Annotated in this window: 14 protein-coding genes and 1 pseudogene; 6 read left to right on the top strand and 9 right to left on the bottom strand. The window is 60.1% G+C overall.

What is annotated here, in order from left to right; all coding sequences use genetic code 11:
- Positions 1 to 146 precede the first annotated feature (146 nt).
- The 5 genes from cprA to efeU all read right to left on the bottom strand — a co-directional run bounded on the left by cprA (position 147) and on the right by efeU (position 5,965).
- Positions 147 to 1,295 (bottom strand): cationic peptide resistance protein CprA, encoded by a 1,149-nt coding sequence (gene cprA / locus HU748_RS04380; protein WP_186719370.1) that lies wholly within the window; start codon positions 1,293 to 1,295, stop codon positions 147 to 149.
- Between the two features lie 460 nt (positions 1,296 to 1,755).
- The gene (gene efeO, locus HU748_RS04375) at positions 1,756 to 2,568 is read right to left on the bottom strand and encodes an iron uptake system protein EfeO (protein ID WP_186719368.1); all 813 of its coding nucleotides are present in this window, start codon (positions 2,566 to 2,568) and stop codon (positions 1,756 to 1,758) included.
- A 30-nt stretch (positions 2,569 to 2,598) separates the two neighbouring features.
- Positions 2,599 to 3,897 (bottom strand): iron uptake transporter deferrochelatase/peroxidase subunit, encoded by a 1,299-nt coding sequence (gene efeB, locus HU748_RS04370; RefSeq protein ID WP_186719366.1) that lies wholly within the window; start codon positions 3,895 to 3,897, stop codon positions 2,599 to 2,601.
- A 17-nt stretch (positions 3,898 to 3,914) separates the two neighbouring features.
- The gene (gene efeO / locus HU748_RS04365) at positions 3,915 to 5,123 is read right to left on the bottom strand and encodes an iron uptake system protein EfeO (protein WP_186719364.1); all 1,209 of its coding nucleotides are present in this window, start codon (positions 5,121 to 5,123) and stop codon (positions 3,915 to 3,917) included.
- 2 nt (positions 5,124 to 5,125) lie between these two features.
- Positions 5,126 to 5,965, bottom strand: coding sequence for an iron uptake transporter permease EfeU (efeU, locus tag HU748_RS04360; protein WP_186719362.1), 840 nt, complete (start codon positions 5,963 to 5,965; stop codon positions 5,126 to 5,128).
- Between the two features lie 244 nt (positions 5,966 to 6,209).
- Here efeU and HU748_RS04355 point away from each other — a divergent pair.
- A pseudogene (locus HU748_RS04355) lies at positions 6,210 to 6,341 on the top strand (HD domain-containing protein); the annotation flags it as partial.
- Between the two features lie 116 nt (positions 6,342 to 6,457).
- Here the strand turns inward: HU748_RS04355 and HU748_RS04350 are convergent.
- Positions 6,458 to 7,828 (bottom strand): gluconate:H+ symporter, encoded by a 1,371-nt coding sequence (locus tag HU748_RS04350; protein ID WP_186719361.1) that lies wholly within the window; start codon positions 7,826 to 7,828, stop codon positions 6,458 to 6,460.
- A gap of 206 nt (positions 7,829 to 8,034) precedes the next feature.
- Between HU748_RS04350 and HU748_RS04345 the strand changes: the two genes are divergently transcribed.
- From HU748_RS04345 to HU748_RS04325, 5 genes are all read left to right on the top strand, one after another.
- On the top strand, positions 8,035 to 8,547 hold the full coding sequence (locus tag HU748_RS04345; protein WP_186719360.1) for a peroxiredoxin: 513 nt from the start codon (positions 8,035 to 8,037) through the stop codon (positions 8,545 to 8,547).
- A gap of 127 nt (positions 8,548 to 8,674) precedes the next feature.
- Positions 8,675 to 9,169, top strand: a complete 495-nt coding sequence (locus tag HU748_RS04340) for a hypothetical protein (protein ID WP_186664679.1) — start codon at positions 8,675 to 8,677, stop codon at positions 9,167 to 9,169.
- Between the two features lie 357 nt (positions 9,170 to 9,526).
- A complete protein-coding gene (locus HU748_RS04335) occupies positions 9,527 to 10,117 on the top strand; it encodes a fimbrial protein (protein WP_186664681.1) in 591 nt (196 codons plus the stop codon).
- 52 nt (positions 10,118 to 10,169) lie between these two features.
- The gene (locus HU748_RS04330) at positions 10,170 to 10,889 is read left to right on the top strand and encodes a molecular chaperone (protein ID WP_186664683.1); all 720 of its coding nucleotides are present in this window, start codon (positions 10,170 to 10,172) and stop codon (positions 10,887 to 10,889) included.
- A 199-nt stretch (positions 10,890 to 11,088) separates the two neighbouring features.
- Positions 11,089 to 13,530: a fimbria/pilus outer membrane usher protein gene (locus tag HU748_RS04325; RefSeq protein WP_186719359.1), complete on the top strand. Its 2,442-nt coding sequence runs from the start codon at positions 11,089 to 11,091 to the stop codon at positions 13,528 to 13,530.
- 237 nt (positions 13,531 to 13,767) lie between these two features.
- Here HU748_RS04325 and HU748_RS04320 read toward each other — a convergent pair whose 3' ends face one another.
- The 3 genes from HU748_RS04320 to HU748_RS04310 form a co-directional block, all read right to left on the bottom strand.
- Positions 13,768 to 14,616, bottom strand: a complete 849-nt coding sequence (locus tag HU748_RS04320) for an EAL domain-containing protein (protein ID WP_186719358.1) — start codon at positions 14,614 to 14,616, stop codon at positions 13,768 to 13,770.
- Positions 14,617 to 14,754: 138 nt separating this feature from the next.
- Positions 14,755 to 18,012 carry a transporter substrate-binding domain-containing protein gene (locus HU748_RS04315; protein ID WP_202885223.1) on the bottom strand — a complete coding sequence of 1,086 codons (3,258 nt, stop codon included), beginning with the start codon at positions 18,010 to 18,012 and terminating at the stop codon, positions 14,755 to 14,757.
- Positions 17,972 to 18,586: a response regulator transcription factor gene (locus HU748_RS04310; protein ID WP_186664691.1), complete on the bottom strand. Its 615-nt coding sequence runs from the start codon at positions 18,584 to 18,586 to the stop codon at positions 17,972 to 17,974. Before HU748_RS04310 ends, HU748_RS04315 begins: the two co-directional genes overlap by 41 nt.
- Positions 18,587 to 18,821: the final 235 nt, after the last annotated feature.

Here is an 18,821-nt window from a genome sequence, read left to right as displayed (position 1 = left end):
GCCGATGCTCCGCCGCAGTGTGCTTTTCGCGGGCAAGCCCGCTCCTACAGAACTGCACCGCTCAGGTTTTGCGGGCAGCGACTGGCTTTCCCGCTCAATCGTGGGAGCGGGCTTGCCCGCGAAGGGCTCACCCGCGAAGCGCCTGCTTACTTGAAATCCCACTGCATCTGGGTGGCAATGCTCACACCGCTGGAGGAGCGCACGCACACATCCAGGTAGTCGGTGAAGCGCGGCGGCACGGCAATGCCCTCATCGAGCAGGCGGCGGTTGTCGAACAGGTAGTTCAGGTCGGCAAAACCGCTGTACAGGCGCAGGGCTCGCAGGACCAGGCGTGGGTTGGCCGGGCCGATGCGCGACTCGAAGCTGGCGGCCAGTTCCTTGAGGTTGTCGACATCGATCTTGCGGTAGCGCTCGCCCACCGGCGCGGCGCCGTTGGCCAGGGCGAATGCCTGGTCGATCTCGCCGAAAGTACAGGCCGAATCATGCCCGGCGGAGATGTGGTAGAGGTCGTGGCTCAGGCGCGGCTTGAGGGTCAGGCCGATCAGCGCCTCGGCGCAGTAGTCCACCGGAATCACGTCGATCTGTTCGTCGAGGCCACAGGTGAAGCTTTCCAGGGCGAAGCCCATGCGGAACACCCAGAAAATGCTGCCAGAGGCCTGGCAACCCAGGCTGCGGTGACCGACCACGATCGAGGGGCGCGCCACCACCAGCGGCAGGGCCGGCAGTTCCTCGCGCATGCGTCGCTCGATTTCAGCCTTGGAGGCGGTGTAGTCCACCAGTTGCTGTTCAGCGTCCGGAAACTCCCAGGATTCACTGATCGGCGATTCACGCTCAGGGCCGCAGCACATGGCGGTGCCCACGTGGAGGAAGCGCTTGAGGCGCTTGGAGCGGCTCATCACCTCGGCAAAGGCGAAGGTGCCCTCGACGTTGACCGGCCAGATGGCCGGGTTCTTCGAGAACGACGCCACGGCAGCACAGTTGATGACCCGATCGACCTCCAGCAGGCGCGGCGTTTCGCGCTCCAGCCAGGAGGTGTCGAGGAAGTCGCCGCAAATGATCTGCCCGGCGTTCAGCTCCAGGCATTCGGCATGGCTGACGCCATGCTGCTGCAGGTTGTCGCGCAGGCGCTCAAGCCCTTGCCCGGCGTTTTCGGCGCGGACCAGGAATACCAGTTGCGGGCCTTGGCCATTGGCAATCAGCTGGGCGACGACCGACCCGCCGAGGAAACCCGTGGCGCCGGTAATCAGGATGCGTTCGGGGGTAGCGGTAAAGGTGATCGGTGCGTGCGTGTTCATACATTTCCTCAAGACGGGTAAGTCATCCGCAGTTCAATGTTAAGTGGCGACATCGAAACGTTGAAATGAACTTAAAGTCATCAGTAGGTTCGAGGCATTCGTTGGGACTGACTGATTCGCCTTGAGAACTTGCCCAGATAGACAATCTCTGTTTAGCGCACTGCCTATCCGTTCAAAGCTGAAAGTGGCGCAGCCATGCAACGCAGGGCCGGCCGCCACTCGTTGCGGCGCAGGTCCGGTAGCGGGCATGGCGAGCGGCGCGCCATTCTCCACGCTTTATGCCTGGGGGACGATGAATAGAAGGGGAGATTGGCAGGGTTTTCGATGAAACAAAGTTTAGAAAAGGGGCAGGCAGTGGGGAGTTTTAAATATATTTCATTCGCGCGGTAGTTATGGTCGACGCGAGGGGTTGTTCCGTTCGCGGGCGTGCCCGCGAAAAGAACAACAGCGTTATTGAAGATCAGTTCAAACCCAACTTCCCGCGCAAGGTCGACAAGTCTTCGGCCAAGGTATTGACCGGCCCGACCATGGCCTTGCGATCACGCTCGGCCACCTTGTCGTAGGACTGGAACCCGCCATCCTTGGTCTTGTACTTGGCCAGCAGCGTGTTGACGGTGGCGAAGTTCTTGTCGACCTTGGCGACGAACGCCTTGTCCTGGGACTCCAGGTGGGTGCGGAACAGCTCGAAGATCTTCTGTGCGCCGTCGATGTTGCCCTGGAAGTCGTACAGGTCGGTGTGGCTGTAGCGATCCTCCTCACCCGAAACCTTGGTCGCGGCCACTTCTTCGAGCAATGCTGCCGCACCGCCGACGACTTTTTCTGGCGGGAAGGTCAGGGTGGCAATACGGCCCTGCAGGTCTTTCACGTCGGCGATCAGCTTGTCGGCAATCGGGCCTTGGCCGTCGGTGGTGTTCTTGTCGAACAGCGCGTACTCCAGGCGATGGAAGCCGGTGAAGTCATCGGCCTCGACACCTTTTTCGTGATCGTCCACCCGCGAGTCGATGGCCGCGTCCAGGTCGCTGAACAGCTCGGCAATCGGCTCGACGGCTTCATAGTTGACCCGGGTCGTGGCATACAGTGACTTGGCCTTGGCCAGGTCTCCCTTCTTCACCGCATTGGTGAACTGCTCGGTGTCGCTCACCAGCTGATCGACCTTCTCGGTGACATAGATCTTGTAGTCCGACACCGGCTGCACCAGGGTCAGCGGGTCAACCGCAGCATTGGCCAACAGCGGGGCAAGCGTGAGCAACAGGGCGAGGCGGGTCTTGTTCATGGAGGTGTCCTGATCCGTTTCAGTGTCGTGTCATGCGGTTTTTATGGGTTTGGCAGCGTCGAGCAGCGAACGACCGATGAAATCGTGATCGTTCTTCACGCCGGGGAGGGCGAAGAAATACCCCCCTCCAACCGGCTTGATGTATTCCTCCAGCGGCTCGCCGTTGAGGCGGTTCTGGACGGTGATGAAGCCCTTCTCCAGGTCGGCCTGGTAGCAGATGAACAGCAGCCCCATATCCAGTTGCCCGTTCTTGTTCACACCACTGGAGTAGTTGAAGGGCCGGCGCAGGATCAGGTTGTGCTGGCTGGCCGCGGTGCGCGGATTGGCCAGGCGGATATGGGCGTCCAGGCGGGTCAGCTTGCCTTCCGGGTCCTTGGCGTAGTTGGGTACATCGGTTTCGCGCTGGCCGTCCATGGGCGCGCCGCTGGCCTTCTTGCGACCGAAGATCGACTCCTGCTCCTGCAACGGCGTGCGGTCCCAGCGCTCGACCAGATTGCGGATGATCCGCACCACCTGGTAGGTGCCATCGATCGCCCAGGCGGGCTCATCGCCACGCTGTACCCAGACCAGCTGGTTCATCAGCGCCGCGTCGCTGGAGTCGGGGTTGGCCGAGCCGTCACGAAAGCCCAGGAAGTTACGCGCACTTTGCTCGGGCTCTGCAGCCTTGCGCGGTGCCTGCGGCGGCACCGAGCCTTCCTGTTTCCAGCGTACGTAGAGCAGGTCAGGCAGGTTCTTGATGATGTCGCGCAGGGCGTGGATGTTGGTGTCCGGCGCGTTGGAGCAGAACTGCAACCCCAGGTCGCCATGGCAGCGCTCGGCTTCCAGCGCATCGTTGGGGAAGCCGAGCATGCGGCTCAGGCGCTTGGGCTTGGCACTGCTGAGGCCAAATCGCTCGTCGAACAGTGACTCGCCGACCGACACCGTGATGGTCAGGTTGTCTGGCGTGACTACCGGGCCGAGGATGCCCGAGTCCATTGGTGGCAGCTTCGGGTCGACCTGGGGGACTGGGCCGCCGGTCATCAGGAAGCGAATGCGCTGGTCCAGCGTGCGGAACAGGCGCTCGAGATCCTGCTGGTCCTGCGCCAGCACATCGAAGGAGACGAACATCCCGGCGGTAGGACGCGGCGTCACCACCCCCGGTTGATGTTCGCCGATCCAGGCGTTGCGCTCTTGCGTGCGGTCGCTGTGCGGGGCTTCGGTGACCTTGGCCGGTGAGGGGGCGGCCAGCGCGTTGCCGGTGGCCATGGCGACGCCCGCGACACCAAGGCCAGCCAGCAGGCGGCGGCGCTCTTGGGATTGCGGGGCGTTACGGGTATCGCGGTCTGTCATCTGCGGCTCGCTTGTCTTTACTGGTCGGCCAGGCCAAGGGCCTGATCGATGGCCGCAATCGCATTGGCCAGTGCATCGGCATCGGCTGCGATCTGCTGTTTCTGCGCCTGCGGCACCTGGTCGTAGGGCATGTAGCCTTCGGCGCCGCGCAGGGCCTGCAGGTGCTGCTCGAACTGAGTCATGGCGCTATCGACTGCCGCCAACGGCTGGGAGCCGGTCCTGGCCAACAAGGGGCGCAGCAGATCGATCACTTTGCGCACACCTTCAAGGTTGGCGGCAAAGCCCTGCAGGTCGAGGTGGCTGTAGCGTTCCTCTTCGCCGCTGCTGCGGATCTGTGCAAGGTTGCGCAGGCTGCGCACGACCGCCTCGGTGAATTGCTGCGGCGCAATGGACTGGGCCAGCAGTTGCGTCTTGAACTCGCCCAGGTCGGCCAGCAGCGCGTCGGCCACCGGTGTCAGCCCTTCGGTGGTGCGCTGTTGGAACAGGCTGTACTCGATGCGATGCAGGCCCGCAAACGCCGGATCCTGCTCACGCTGCTCGAAGTAATCGGCGCGGGCATTGATCCGGTTGTCCAGCTCAGCCAGCCGCTGGCTGGCGGGGGCGATGCGCTGGTAGATCACCCGCGCGGCGCCATAGGCGGCTTGCGCCTGCTGCAGGTCGCCGGCCTGAATCGCGTCCTTGAGCGCCTGGCCTGCCCGCACCAGGGCGCTGCTCTGGCTGGCCAGGTAGACACGGTATTCGGACAGCGGCCCGATAAAGGCGGTCAGTGCGGGGCGCGCCTTGGCGGCCGCTTCGGAGGCGGCGGTCGGGGTGACGGTCAAACTGCCACGCGGGTTGCTGAGCAGGCCGCAGGTGATCGCGTAGCGACCCGGCTGCAACGTGGCGTTGATCACCTGTGACAAGCCCGGCGCGATGTTCTCGCGTTCTTCGATCACCAGCACGCCATCGAGGATCTCCCACTCCACGGCGCGCTGGGACTGGTTGACGATGCGGAAACTGTTGGGCCCGGCCGGGACGCTCAGGTCGTTCGGTTCGCACGCGTGATCGCGAATGGTGATCAGCGTTTCGTGCCCGGCGTTGGCCGCACGTCTGGCCTGGGCCTGGTGCGAGGCATAGAAGAACACCAGGCCCGCACCGACCATCAGCAGGGCACTGCCGGCAACCGCCAGGCGCAGTACACGGGGGGAGGGGGGCTTGCCGGCGGCGCCGGTCTCGTGACTGGTCATGCTTACCCTTGTTTCTGTGCAGCGTGGGAAGAAGGCTTGGCCGGCGCCGGCCAAAAGAACAGCACCAGCGCACCGACCAGATAGAGCAGGTAGGCCCCCAGGGTGCTCACTGTCGGGGTGTCCTGGTAACCGAACATCCCCGCCAGCACCGATCCGGTCGGGCCATCCATCGGCAGGCTGTGGCTGATATCGAAGACAACCCCCTGCAGCGCATTCCAGACCCCGGCCTCGTGCAGCGCCTGCACCGAGTTGGCGAGGATGCCCGCGGCCACCACGAGGATGAACAGGCCTGTCCAGCGGAAGAACTGCGCCAGGTTCAGGCGCAGGCTGCCGGAGTACAGCGCCACACCAACCAGGATCGCCACCACCAGCCCAAGCAATGCGCCCAGGGGCGCCGCAGGCCCTTCGCTCTGCTGGAACACCGCCAACAGGAAGAACACCGTCTCCAGGCCCTCGCGGGCGACGGCGAAGAACACCATGGCGATCAGCGCCCAGGCCTGGTGCTTCGAACCGCCGAGCGCGGCATCGAGCGAGACATGCAAATCATGCTTGATCGAGCGCGCCACTTTGCGCATCCACAGCACCATGGAGCTGAGGATCACCACCGCGACCAAGCCGACCAGCGCTTCGAAGAGTTCCTGCTGTTTCTGCGGGAACTCGCTGCTCATCAGCTCAAGGCCAGCGCCGACAAAAAGGGAGAGGGCTGCGGCGAGGAATACGCCGATCCACACGGCCGGCATCCACTGGCCACGGCCAGTCTGGCGCAGATAGCTGGCAATGATGCCGACAATCAGCGCGGCTTCGATGCCTTCGCGGAGCATGATTAGGAAGGGGACTAGCATGATTCTCCCGGGATGGCTGAAAGCGTCGACCTCATGGCGAGGTCGCCGGGAAATCTACTTCAATGAGAATCATTAGCGCATGTGAATAATATTTTAACTTTTGCCATGTCCTCCCTGGCCAGGCTCGGGGAAATGGGGGTTGCAAGACTGGAGTACAAATGTGCTCCACCGCGATTGCCATGCTCAATGAAAGAATGCTGGGGCGATTGGCCACTTCCCTACCAGAATCGACCAGTTGAAAAGCGTGCGTCGCCAATCACCGCTGCTTGACCAGAGCCGCAAGGAAAATTCCGCCGAACACTCCTGGCACCTGGGCATGTACGCGTTGATCCTCAACGAGCATGCCAGCGGGGCAGTGGACAGCAACCGGGTCATTCGCATGCTGCTCCTGCACGACATCGTGGAGATCGACGTCGGCGACTTCCCCATTCATGGAGGCTCGTCCAGAAGCGGAGGCTGCGCAGCCACTGTGGCTGCGCTGTCAGTAGCCGCTTACTGGAACCATTGCCACAGCAGCAGGGTGCCGACCAGCCCGACCACCGAGACGATGGTCTGCAGCACCGACCACACCCAGATCGTCTGCTTGAGCTGCAGCCCGAAGTACTCGCGCACCATCCAGAATCCGGCATCGTTGACATGGCAGAAGAACACCGAGCCGGCACCGATGGCCAGTGCCACCAGCGAACTCTGGGTGGTCGCCAGGCCCGCCATCAATGGCGCGAGAATACCGGCAGTGGTGGTGGTCGCAACGGTGGCCGAGCCCGTCGCCTGGCGCAGCGCCACCGCGATCAGCCAGGCCAACAGCACGTACGATAGGTGCGCGCCGCTGGCCACCTTGCTGATGGTGTCGCTGATTCCGGCTTCGAGCAGGGTCTGTTTCAGCCCACCACCGGCGCCGATGGTCAACAACAGCACGGCGATCGGCGCCAGGCTCTTGCGCAGCACGCTGCCGACCTGGTCACGGGCCATACCGATCGACCAGCCCAGGCAGATCACCGCAGCGATCACCGCCAGGCCCAGGGCAATCAGTGGCTCGCCAAGAAACTTGAGGGTCAGAGCCAGGGTGCTTTGCGGTGCCAGGGCGATCTTGGCCAGCGTGCTGCCCAGCATCAGCAGCACTGGCAGCAGGATAATCAGCAGCGATACGGCAAAACTCGGCTTGCGCCGGATCTCGACCTTGGCAGTGAACAGCGCACCCAGTTCGGCGGGCTCCTGTACATCCAGGCGTTTCGACAGCCAGATACCATACAGCGGGCCGGCGAGGATCACCGCCGGAACAGCGATGCACAGGCCCAGCAGCATGGTCATCCCCAAGTCTGCATGCAGGGCGCCGACCGCGATCAGCGGCCCCGGGTGGGGAGGCATCAAGGCGTGCAGGGTGGTCATCCCGGCCAGCGCCGGGATCGCCACCTTGAGCAGCGGCTGTCCAGACTGGCGGGCGATGACGAAGATCACCGGCACCATCAGCACCAGGCCAACTTCGAAGAACAGCGGCAAGCCGATGACCATCGCCACCAGCGCCATCACCCAGGGCAGCGCCTTGCCGCGGGCATGGCGCAACAGGGTAGAGGCAATACGGTCGGCGGCTCCGGACTCGGCCATCAGCGCGCCCAGCATCGCGCCCAGGGCAATGATGATCCCGGCCTCGCCCAGCAGGCTGCCGGCGCCCTTGCCGAAGGCCTTGGCCACTTCTTCTGGTGGCAGGGCCGCGCCCAGGCCCGCCACGAAGGTGCCGATCAGGATCGATAGGAAGGGTGGTAGCTTGGTGACGCTGATGAGCACGATGATGCTGGCAATGGCCGCCAGGCAACAGAGCACCAGGCGGGTGTCGTGGGCAAGCCACGTGGCATGAGAAAGATCCAACGGAAACCCCTTCTTGTAATGTCTTGTTACGTGTTTGGAAGGAATATACCCGATGGATTCATATAGACGACTAGCTGATCCGGTTTTTCAGGGCTGGAACACATGAAAGTTTTTTCAGAAACCGCGTAACTCTGCATCCTTGCCGCAAACCTGCTAAAACAGGCCGCCGCGCTCTGCGCAGCAGCCCCACCACCGAGGAGAGACCCATGATCAAGACCGGCGATTCACTGCCTGACATCACGCTGTACGGCTACAGCAACGGGGAGGGCGCCTGTGCGATCGGCCCGAATGCCTTTTCCATCCTCCAGCGCTGCAAGCAACGCAAACTGTTGATTTTCGCCTTGCCCGGGGCCTTCACACCCACTTGCTCCGAGCGTCACGTCCCCGGCTATGTCGCTGCGGCCGATGCGTTTTTCGCAGCGGGTATCGACGAAATCCTCTGCGTTTCCGTCAACGATGCCTTCGTCATGAATGCCTGGGGAAACAGCCTGCAGGTGGGCGATGCGGTGAAGATGATCGGCGATGGCAATGGCGAATTCGCCAAAGCCCTGGGCTTGAGCCAGGACCTGACAGCCCGCGGCATGGGCCATCGTTCCCAGCGTTACGCGATGCTGGTCGAAGATGGCGTGGTCAGGCACCTCGCGGTCGAAGCGCCCGGCAAGTTCGAGGTCAGCGATGCCCAGAGCATGTTGAAGTGGGTTCAACAGCTCAGCGTTTAGCCGTTTGCGGCCCACACGTTCATGATGAGCGCCCTGCGCCAATTGCCGTAGGAAATTTCCTACATAAATAGCGCTCAGCCGTAGAGAAGATTCCCCTCGGCCATAGTGGCCTAATCGGGAGTGTTTTATGTGGGCACGTAATATTCAATTTGCATCGGCGATGCTTGCTGTCGCCTTGCTCAACGGCTGCGCCTCTATCATTGGTGACTCAAAGTATCCGGTTACTATTGCCAGTACTCCGCCGGAGGCATCTTTCGATATTGTGAACAGGTCGGGGCAGGTCATCTACAACGGCGTTACGCCTACGGTTGTCACCCTGCAGTCGGGTGAACGCTACTTCCGCGGTGAAACCTACACGCTGCGGTTCAAGAAAGAGGGATACCCTGACAGGCAGGTTGAGCTCGACTCGAGTGTCAGTGGATGGTACTGGGGGAACCTTCTGTTAGGGGGCGTCGTCGGTATGCTGATTGTCGACCCTATTACCGGAGCCATGTACAAGCTGCCAGATCGCGTCTCTACAGACATGGGAGCAAAAGTAAGCACCGCCCCTAACCCACTGCAGATATCGACAGTCGATGATTTGAGCCCCGAGCAGCGAGCCCAACTGGTACAGATCAAATAAGGACCTTTAGCTCGGTGCAGCGTCGTTCCTGTGCGGATTGGATGACGGTGCTCAGGGCTTGGGCTGGGCGGCGCTGATAGCGCTGGCCCTGCCCACCACCAATGGCCTGCGCGGAGAGATACTTGGACGTGGTCCAGCACTTGCGACGCATTGCACAGGGCCTGATTGATTGAAGGACGATCGGCAAATTCAGCGTTTGCCGAACACCTGGAGAACCGAAAATCAAAAACAAGATGCTTCTTCCGCCCGCCCAAGATGCCTCTTGTTCAGCTCTCGCCCCCACGATTCATACAATTTCCTTGCGCTAAATCAAGGCGCTATCTGCCTGATCCAACACTGCAAGGAAGTTTTATCCCAATGAAAGCAATTAAGTTTCTGATGCTCGCTTCGGCCGCGTGCGCTATCTCCAGCACCGCCATGGCAGCGGACGGCACCATCAACTTTACCGGGGAAATCGTCGCGGCTTCTTGCGTCGCTTCGGCCGGTGCGGGCTCCACCGTAGGTGGCGGTCCTGGCAAGCAGATCGTCGACGTGAACCTCGGCAAGGTGAGCATGGACGCCATCAACGGGGCAGGCGAAGGCAACATCGCTGCGGGCACCGCCATCAACCTCAACCTGGACTGTGGCAACACCGCCGCAGGCCTGACCACCATCAAATTCGGTTTCGATCCGATGTCCGGCTCGGGCGTAGATCCGAACAACAATAGCCTGCTGAAGATCACCGGCACCGCTGAAGGTGTGGGCATCGGCATGTTCGACGACAGCAACAAGCTGCTCAACATGTCCGGCAACGAGCAGTATTCCGCTCCGTTGATCGTAGAGGGTGAAGGCTCAGAGGCCAAGTACTCCGCCAACATGCGCCTGCGTGCTTCGTACGTGGGTAACGGCGCCAAGCTCAAGCCCGGCACAGCGAACGGCACCCTGCCGTTCACGCTGACCTACGAGTAATCGTTCCCAAGAGAGGGGGACGCATCCCCCCTCGCTTTTCTGCGAGTCACTGATGAATACCGGTCACTTTGTTCGAATCTATCTCTTTTTAATGCTGATGATGACCTCTAGCGTTTCTCTCGCCGGCATACAGGTCGGTGGTACCCGTGTGATCTTCCCTGCGTCGGATCATGAAGCCTCGCTTCAAGTTCGTAATGAGGGCACCGACGACATCATGATCCAGTCGTGGATCGAAGCTGGCCCGGAACAGGCCGATCGCGATATCCCGTTTGCGATCACACCTTCCCTGGCCCGACTGAGTCACCGCAAACAACAGATGTTGCGTATCTTCTATCAAGGCAAAGGGTTGCCCGAAGACCGTGAGTCGGTGCTCTGGGTGTGCGTGCAGGAAATTCCTCAAGTCAGCGAACTGGATAATACGCTGCAAGTTGCCTTTCGCCAGCGCTTGAAGTTGTTCTATCGCCCCAATGGCTTGCCAGGCACCGCTGACGAAGCGGCCAGCACCCTGAAATGGAACATTCTGAAGACAGCCGGCAAAACTATTTTGCTGGCAACCAACGATTCTGCCTTTCACGTGTCCTTCGCCAAAATCGCGATTGTTGCGGGCAACAAGGAGTACGCCGTCGAGCCAACCATGGTTGGCCCACACGATGCCCAGAGAATGGCCATCAAGGACATGCCTGCAACAGCCGGTGGTGAGGCGGCGATCGCCTGGGAGTCCATCAATGACTACGGCGCACTGATCGAGCACAAAGCCTCCATCAAGTTCTGACGCTGCCGCTGCGTACCTGCCTTTATTTCATCGCGTACTTCACATGGGGATTTCCCTGGGACGCTTCGTGCACAGGAAGTAGCGTTTTGACGGAATTCGACCTCATTCCATGAATATCAAAAAACACAACAGGAAGTCTCGGAAGGCGCACGCAAGAAAAATATCAGGCCACTACCTTTCGTGCCTGGCGGCTGCGGGCATGCTGGGGGCTTCCAGCGTCAGCGCTGCGCAATTCAACCCCATGTTTCTCAAAGACAAAGGCGCCAAAGTCGACCTCCGTTTCTTTGAGCAGTCCAATGGCGTGGTGCCTGGCGACTACAGCGTCGATATCTATCTGAACCAACGCCTTAACCGACGCGAGGATATTTCGTTTGCCGCAGACGAAGACGCCCCCAAGGCCGATGCACACCCGATCCTGAAAGTGGGCCTGCTGCGTGAGATGGGCATTGATATCGAACGCCTGCAACGAGAAGGCATCGTCTCGCAAGAGGCTACCGAGGACGATCCGGTCAATCTGCTGCGCCTGGAAGATGCTGCGGTAGAAATGGATGTCGCCAACTTGTCGCTGTCCATCAGTGTGCCGCAGGCGTATATCAAGCGCCGTTCGCGCGGGTACGTCGATCCTTCGCTGTGGGATGACGGTATCACCGCTGCGTTCAGCAACTATCAATTGAACCTCAACCGCAACAGTGGTGGCGGTATCCAAAGCGACTACGGCTATCTCGGCTTGCGCAGCGGCTTCAACCTGGGCCAATGGCGCCTGCGCAATCAATCGTCGATCAGCCAGAGTACAGGCACATCACGCAAATTCTCCAGCAACCGCACTTACCTGGAGCATGACGTCACTTCGATCAAAGGGCGTTTCGCCATCGGCCAGCTCTACAGCAATGGCGATATCTTCGACAGCAGTCGCTTCCGCGGTTTTCAGCTTGGCTCGGACATTGGCATGTTGCCCGACAACGAGACAGGCTATGCGCCGGTGGTGCGTGGTATTGCCGAAACCCATGCTACCGTCGAGGTGCGCCAGAACGGTTACGTGATCTACTCCACGACCGTCTCGCCGGGCGCCTTCGAGATTCACGATATCTACCCCGGCGGCTCCAATGGCGACCTGGAGGTCACCATCATCGAGTCCGATGGCCGTGAGCGCAAATACACCCAGGCGTATTCCTACCTGCCGGTGATGGTGCGCGAAGGGACGTTCCAGTACAGCTTGTCGCTGGGCAAATACGACAGTGAAGGCATGAAATCGCCCAAGCTGATGCAGGGTACGGCGGTCTATGGCGCCACCGACAACCTGACCACCTATGGGGGCATACTCAACTCTGATGGCTACAACGCCTTCAACGTTGGCCTGGGCCTCAATACCGGTCTCGGTGGCATGTCACTGGACATCACCAACAGTCAATCGCACCCCGATCACGGTGATGCGAAAACCGGTCAGAGTGCACGCTTTCTGTATTCCAAGACGCTCAGCAGTACCAATACCACGTTCACCATGGTGGGCTACCGCTACTCGACCTCGGGCTATCGCACCCTGAGCGAGCACATCCAGGAGTCGAGCGACGTCAACCAGGAGCGCTTTGTCAGCAGTCGCCCCAAAAGTCGACTGGACCTGAACATCAACCAGAATATCGGCCGTGGCTCGGTATTCGTCAGTGCTGGCGAGACTAATTACTGGAACCGCGCCGGTAGCACGCGGCGCCTGCAATTGGGGTACAGCGGCAACGTCGGTGATGTCAGCTACAGCATTACCGCGTCACATATTCAAGAGGCTGGCAGTTCACGCGAGTCCGACAATCAGTTGGCATTCGCCATCAGTATTCCGTTTGGCTCAAGTACACGGTCGCAGCGCGTGTACAGCAACTTCAGCCGTTCGAACAATGAGGGCGACAGCCTGCAAACCGGGGTTTCGGGATATCTCGACGATGCCGGAAAGCTCTCTTACGCCGCCCAGGCCGGTACCGCCGGCAGCGAGCATTCCGGCAGTGTCGGGCTGGGCTGGGATGGGCCGAAGGCCAAAGTTTCGGGCAACTACGCCATGTCGGGTACGACTCGCCATCTGGACGTGTCGGCGACAGGCTCGGTGGTGGCCCATAGTGGCGGCGTGACCTTCGGACAGCCTGTGGGGGAAACCTTCGCCCTGGTGGAGGTGCCAGGAGTCAAGGGCGCCAGTGTCAACAATTCTTCCGCACGTACGGACAGTGCCGGCTACGCCATCGAAAGCTACGTGCAACCCTACCGTTTCAACGACATCGGGCTCGACACCCAGACCTTGGGCACCGACGTGGATGTGCTTGATACCTCTACCCGGGTCGTGCCGCGCCGTGGGGCTGTGGTCAAGGCACGCTTCGAGGCTTCATCGGGGCGACGAGTACAGATTGACCTGAAGCTGAGCAACGGCAGGAAGCTACCATTCGGTGCCCGGGTCGAGGACGAGGGCGGGAAGTTGCTGGCCGTCGTCGACAACCTGTCCCGAGCACTTGTCTTTGGCATCAAGAATGAAGGCGACTTGAAAGTGAAGTGGGCGGACGGTGTTTGCCTGGCGCCTTACCGCTTGCCCCCTCAGGACAAAGCGCTGACCTACGACCAGATAAGTATCAATTGCAATGTGCAGGTTGATCAGGGAGTAAAGAGTTGAAACATGCATTTCAGATAATCGTGGCCATGCTTGCCATGACAACGAACAGTCCGGCGGTTGCTGATAATTCCGCCAAGTGCTACTGGTGTATTTAAGCAAGCCGCCGGTTTCAACGCTAACTATGCCCGCAAAGGCAACGAAAAGATGACGTCCGGCAGAGCGGACGCGGTGCTGAACGACATACTCAACCATAACTGACGCCAGGCAGGGCGCCTGGCGCCCTGCTCGGAACACGCTTCACGCTGCAAAGTCGTTGCCGTGCAGCGCAAGCCAACGCCGCAGGGCGTCAACCGACATGGGCCGCGCACGCAGATAGCCCTGACCAACCCCCACCCCCAGCTGCGCAAGGCAGCGACGCTGATCCTCGGTTTCTATCCCTTCCACTACCAGACGCAAGCCCAGTTCCTTGGCCAGACTCACGGTAGTGCGCACGATACTGCGCTGCCGCGGCGACTTGAGCAGCTCTCGAATGAGTTCGCCAGCCAGCTTGATTTCATCGAACGGCAGTTGGCATAGGCGCAACAACGAAGACTGACCCGTTCCGTAGTCATCGAGTGACAAGCGTACGCCGAGTTGGCGAAGACGTATGGCGTTCTGCACGCAAAAGTCGCTGAGGACCGCTGGGCCATCCTCGGTGATTTCCAGCGTTATCCATGACAAGGGCAGGGGGTGTTCGCGCAGTCGGGCAATCAAGCGCTCGACTGACGAAGCGTTGGCCAATTGAGGCAAGCTCAGGTTGAAAGCGACGGGGGATTTACGGCCATCGCGATACAGTTCGATCTGACACGCCAAGCCTTGATCGAGCAACGCATGCAGCAAGTCATCGAGCAGATGCTTGTGCGCCATCGCCGGGATGAATGTGGCCGGCGTCAACAGCCCTAGCTCAGGGTGCTGCCAACGCGCGAGGACCTCCAGAGCACCGACGGCACCGCAGCTCAGGTCGAACTGGGGCTGGACGTAAGCGCGGAATTGGCCATGAAGCAGGGCTTTGCGGATCTCGAGTGCATCGCACAGATCTGCCTGTGACGACGCGGTATGCTGCTGCGTGTCGGGAGCAGGTTTTGTCAGGTTGGGTGGGGTGTACATGGGTTGGAACCTGGTTCATATCATCCGCAAAAAGGGTATGCGAATGAGCGAACCAACCCTTCGAGACGGCTCTGCAATGAGGGCGGGAAAGTTCTTGAATGCGCTCACGATGCCATCAGCGCATGGGGGCGTTCACAGTCATGGTTGCGCGAGGGTGCTATTGATGCCATCCAGGCATGCGAGCAAGGCTAGCCCGGTTTGCGCAACATTGTCGGCCAGCCCCTGCGCAGCCTGTTCCTCCAGCTCTACGCAATGTTCCAGCAGCGCCTGATGATTAAGTAGATAGGCAGTACCCTTGAGCTTGTGGGCGATGCGCCGTGTGGCTGGCAAGTCTTGCGCTGCCAGTGCCTGGCGCAACGCATCGGCCTCATGCTGGTTACTCAAGGTGACCTGTTCGGCCAACCGGGCGCGGATGTCGCTCTTCCACGAGGGGCGCTCGCTCGCCTGTGATTGACTATCACCAAACATGGGAATCAACTGGTTGAGCGCAGCCAGGTTGGTGGGTTTGGCCAGTACCCGATCCATGCCCGCATCGCCACAGGCCTGCTGCACAGCCGGTTGTGCATCCGCGGTGAGCCCTATGATGCGGCAGGGCTTCAGCCCCCGACCTTGCTCCAGCCGACGAATCGCGCGGGTCAATTCGATACCGTCCATTTCCGGCATGTTGCAGTCGGTGATGACGATGTCGATATCCTGTTCGCTCCACACTGCCAGCCCTTCGAGGCCGTTACTCGCGGTGAGCGGGCGATGGCCCAGGTAGCTGATCTGCTGAACCAGCAGGTACTGGCTAGGCAGGTGATCCTCGACAATCAGTACGGTGAACAGCTCATCTGCCTGGCGAACGGAAATCTCGCTCGTACCCGGCAACGTCGCTGTATCGACGATCACCCGGTCGAGCTCGAGGGAAAACCGCATCGTGGTACCTTTGCCCATTTCGCTTCGCGCTTGCAGCTTGCCTTGCATGAGCTCGCACAGTGAATGGCTGATCGCCAAACCCAGGCCAGCACCGGAGTTGGCATCACCGATCACACCCTCTACCAGGTAGAACGGCTTGAACACCAAGTCCAGCTGCGCGGCAGGAATACCCACTCCGCTGTCGGTAACACTGACCTCGAAGCGCAATTTGAAATGATCGACGGCTTGTACCGAACAGGTAAGTTCGACACTGCCGTGATCGGTAAACTTGATGGCATTGCTTAACAGGTTGGACACGATCTGCTTGATCTTCAGCGCATCGCCCCATACCTGCTGCGCCGCTAACGGATCGATGTGCATGCAAAGGCGCAGATGCTTCTGCCGAGCGAGCCCGGAAAATACATTGCCCACTGACTCCAGCAATGTCTTCATGCACATGGGCTCAGGGGTTAAAACCAGCTTGCCCGACTCGATGCGCGAGATGTCGAGAATGTCGCCGATCAACGCCAGCAGGCTGGTTGCCGATTCGTAGGCAATGTGTAGCGATTGATCGTTGAGTTCGGCATCGCCCTTGCGGGTCAGCACCAGTTCCAGCATGCCGAGGATGGCGTTGAGCGGCGTACGGATCTCGTGGCTCATGGTCGCCAGGAACACCGTCTTTGCTCGGCTGGCGCGGTCTGCAGACTCCTTGGCGTCCTGCAACTCATCCAGCAAGCGCTGGCGCTGCTGCAGGTCCCGGCGTTTGCGACGAATACGCAGGCGTTGCGCGAATATCAGTCCGCCCGCGATAACCAGCATCAACCCCAGCGCCTCGAAGGAATGCCGGATATATGAGGCGATACCTTCCCAGTACCTGTCGTCGGTTGCCGAGTTGGCTCGCCAGCGACCAATGATCTGCAGATTCTCGCGTGGTGAAATGCCCAGCATCGCTTTGTCGAGGATTGATATGAACACCGCCTGATCCTGCGGTGCTGCGAATACGATGCGTACGCCGGGTCCGGCGAAGACGCCACCGATCTTCAAGCTGTTTTCGTATTTGTAGGACAGGTAGTACCGCGCCACATTGGCGGGTGCCAACACCATGTCGGCATCGCCTTCGCGGACCAGCTTGAAGGCTTCGCCCATGGTCTCGGTCTGTTTGAACACCAGGTTCGGATACTGGTTTCCGAGCATTCTTCGGTCGATGTAACCGTCTGCAACCGCCACCACTGCATGAGTGTTTTGATCGGGTGCATCGCGGGTTTCATCCTGACGCTGGACGAACAGGTAGGGCGCAGACGTCAGTGGCCGGGTATGCAGGTAGGGGAGGGAGGATGGCGGTGTCTCGGGAAGAATGCTCAGGGTCGTCCGCCCTTGGCTGAGTAATTCATTGGCCTCGCGGATAGAGCTGACACGTTGGATCTCGAAGTGGATCCCGGCCTTGCGCCGAATGATGTCGAGCACATCGGACGCTACGCCATTGAAACGGCCACGGCTGTTGAAGAAAGCGTAGGGCGCCAGGTCTTCACTGACTGCCAGTTTTACCGTGGAAGCTCGCTCCAGCCAGGCACGCTCGGCGCTGGTGAGGCGATTACGGAAATCGGTGGGGTTGCAGTCTTCGATGTCACCCCAGAAGTGCTGGGCATTGATGATCTGGCAGCGGGTCAAGCCGCCCAGCGCACGATCCAGTATCCCCTTCAATACATCATCGCCCGGTCGGATGCCGAAACCTACTTCGATATCGGGCAGCGTTGCGCTCTGGTTGATCACCAACTGGCTGCTGAACAGTTGGCTGGACAGGTAATGCGTGGCGAGGGTGTCGCCGAGAAACACATCGTTTTCCCCGGTCATGACGGATGCCATTGCCTGGAACTCGGAGGCGTAGTGCTGGAAACGGCCGGTACCTCCGGTACTTTTGAATAGCGCAAGAACCATGGGGTTGGAGAATGCAATGCGTGTCTTCGCATTACGGCTGCTGTATTCACGCAAGTCACCCGCTTCGGAAAACAGCGCCAGTTCAGTCAGTATGTAAGGGGCACTGAGGTTGAACTGCTGACTTTTGGCCATCAGGCGACTAACGTTGTTGACCATATCGATGCGCCCGTCGCGCAACGCGTCATACATAGCGTCCCGGGTGGCAAAGGTGCGCAGCCGAATGGTAACGCCCAATCGCCGCTGCAGGGTCGCGAGATAGTCGGCCATCAGCCCTTCGAACTGGTGATTTTCTGTAAAGATGCGATACGGCGGCAGCGGTTCTTCGGTAACCCCCACGACCAGTACCCGCTTCTGTGCAAGCCACCGTCGCTCAGGTGCGGATAGCTGCACCTTCAGTTCATTGAGCGATTGACGGCCAACGGGCTGCAGGTCCTGAGCCTGCGCCAGGTTGCCAGAAGCATGGACCAAGAGCAGTACCAGCAGAACAGAGTCTAGACGGCGCAGATGTCGTTTCACAGAAAGGTAGTCAGATAATGGCGTGTTGGCGGGCGATTTCGGCCAGCTCAACCACGGAAGCCACGCCGAGCTTGCTTTGAATACTGACCTTGTGGCCACTGACCGTTTTGTTGCTCACGCTAAGACGGACTGCGATCTCGCCATTGGACATTCCCTCAGCCAGCATCCTGAGCACCTGCATCTCTCTGTCAGTGAGATCGTCGAGGGTTGTCGCGGGAGTGCTGCCAAGCAATGGCATGGCGGCTTTGGGGAAAAATATGTAGCCGTCGGCGATTGTTTCCACCGCTTGAACCAGCTTGCCAGTCGCCTCGTTCTTGCTCACGAATCCACTTGCTCCTGCATGCAGGCAGCGGGCAGCGTAGCTTTCTTTGGCCTGGGAGGTGTACACAAGTACCCGGACATCGAGCTTTTCTCTCCTGATGCGTTTGAGCACGCTCAGGCCATCGACCTTCTCCAACCCGATATCCAATATGACAATGTCGGGTTTGAGCGACTCAATCATTCGCAAGGCGTCGACACCGTCGGCGGTCTCGCCCACTGCCTCGAAGCCAATGGGCTCGAGCGCTTGGCGGATGGCTTGGCAAATCAATGGGTGATCATCGACGATCAGGACTTTTTTACTCATATCATCACCGGGTTATGCGCGTTGACGGTCCGATTACAGCAGGGCGGTGCTTCGACACAATCTTATCTCACGATGCCCCCGACTCATGACTCATTTATCGCGGCAACGGATTTTCGAGAGTTTTTCACGCGCCAGACAAGACGTTTCTTGTGCCTGGCACAGATGCCTGCGTGCGAGGCGTAGTCACTATTTGCCGATGTGCGTCTGTAGAGCTCTCGTGTCGCCAGAACATGCA

The sequence above is a fragment of the Pseudomonas sp. RW3S2 genome, from assembly GCF_014268955.1.
Lineage (GTDB): Bacteria > Pseudomonadota > Gammaproteobacteria > Pseudomonadales > Pseudomonadaceae > Aquipseudomonas > Aquipseudomonas wayambapalatensis.
Note: the sequence above shows the minus strand (reverse complement) of the source record. Positions and strands in the feature narration are given on the sequence as shown.

Excerpts from the sequence above, each read along its gene's own strand:
- efeB (WP_186719366.1), bottom strand. The coding sequence starts at position 3,897 with ATGACAGACCGCGATACCCGTAACGCCCCGCAATCCCAAGAGCGCCGC.
- HU748_RS04310 (WP_186664691.1), bottom strand. The coding sequence starts at position 18,586 with ATGAGTAAAAAAGTCCTGATCGTCGATGATCACCCATTGATTTGCCAA.
- cprA (WP_186719370.1), bottom strand. The coding sequence starts at position 1,295 with ATGAACACGCACGCACCGATCACCTTTACCGCTACCCCCGAACGCATC.
- efeU (WP_186719362.1), bottom strand. The coding sequence starts at position 5,965 with ATGCTAGTCCCCTTCCTAATCATGCTCCGCGAAGGCATCGAAGCCGCG.
- HU748_RS04335 (WP_186664681.1), top strand. The coding sequence starts at position 9,527 with ATGAAAGCAATTAAGTTTCTGATGCTCGCTTCGGCCGCGTGCGCTATC.
- HU748_RS04330 (WP_186664683.1), top strand. The coding sequence starts at position 10,170 with ATGAATACCGGTCACTTTGTTCGAATCTATCTCTTTTTAATGCTGATG.
- HU748_RS04340 (WP_186664679.1), top strand. The coding sequence starts at position 8,675 with ATGTGGGCACGTAATATTCAATTTGCATCGGCGATGCTTGCTGTCGCC.
- HU748_RS04320 (WP_186719358.1), bottom strand. The coding sequence starts at position 14,616 with ATGTACACCCCACCCAACCTGACAAAACCTGCTCCCGACACGCAGCAG.
- efeO (WP_186719364.1), bottom strand. The coding sequence starts at position 5,123 with ATGACCAGTCACGAGACCGGCGCCGCCGGCAAGCCCCCCTCCCCCCGT.
- HU748_RS04345 (WP_186719360.1), top strand. The coding sequence starts at position 8,035 with ATGATCAAGACCGGCGATTCACTGCCTGACATCACGCTGTACGGCTAC.
- efeO (WP_186719368.1), bottom strand. The coding sequence starts at position 2,568 with ATGAACAAGACCCGCCTCGCCCTGTTGCTCACGCTTGCCCCGCTGTTG.
- HU748_RS04325 (WP_186719359.1), top strand. The coding sequence starts at position 11,089 with ATGCTGGGGGCTTCCAGCGTCAGCGCTGCGCAATTCAACCCCATGTTT.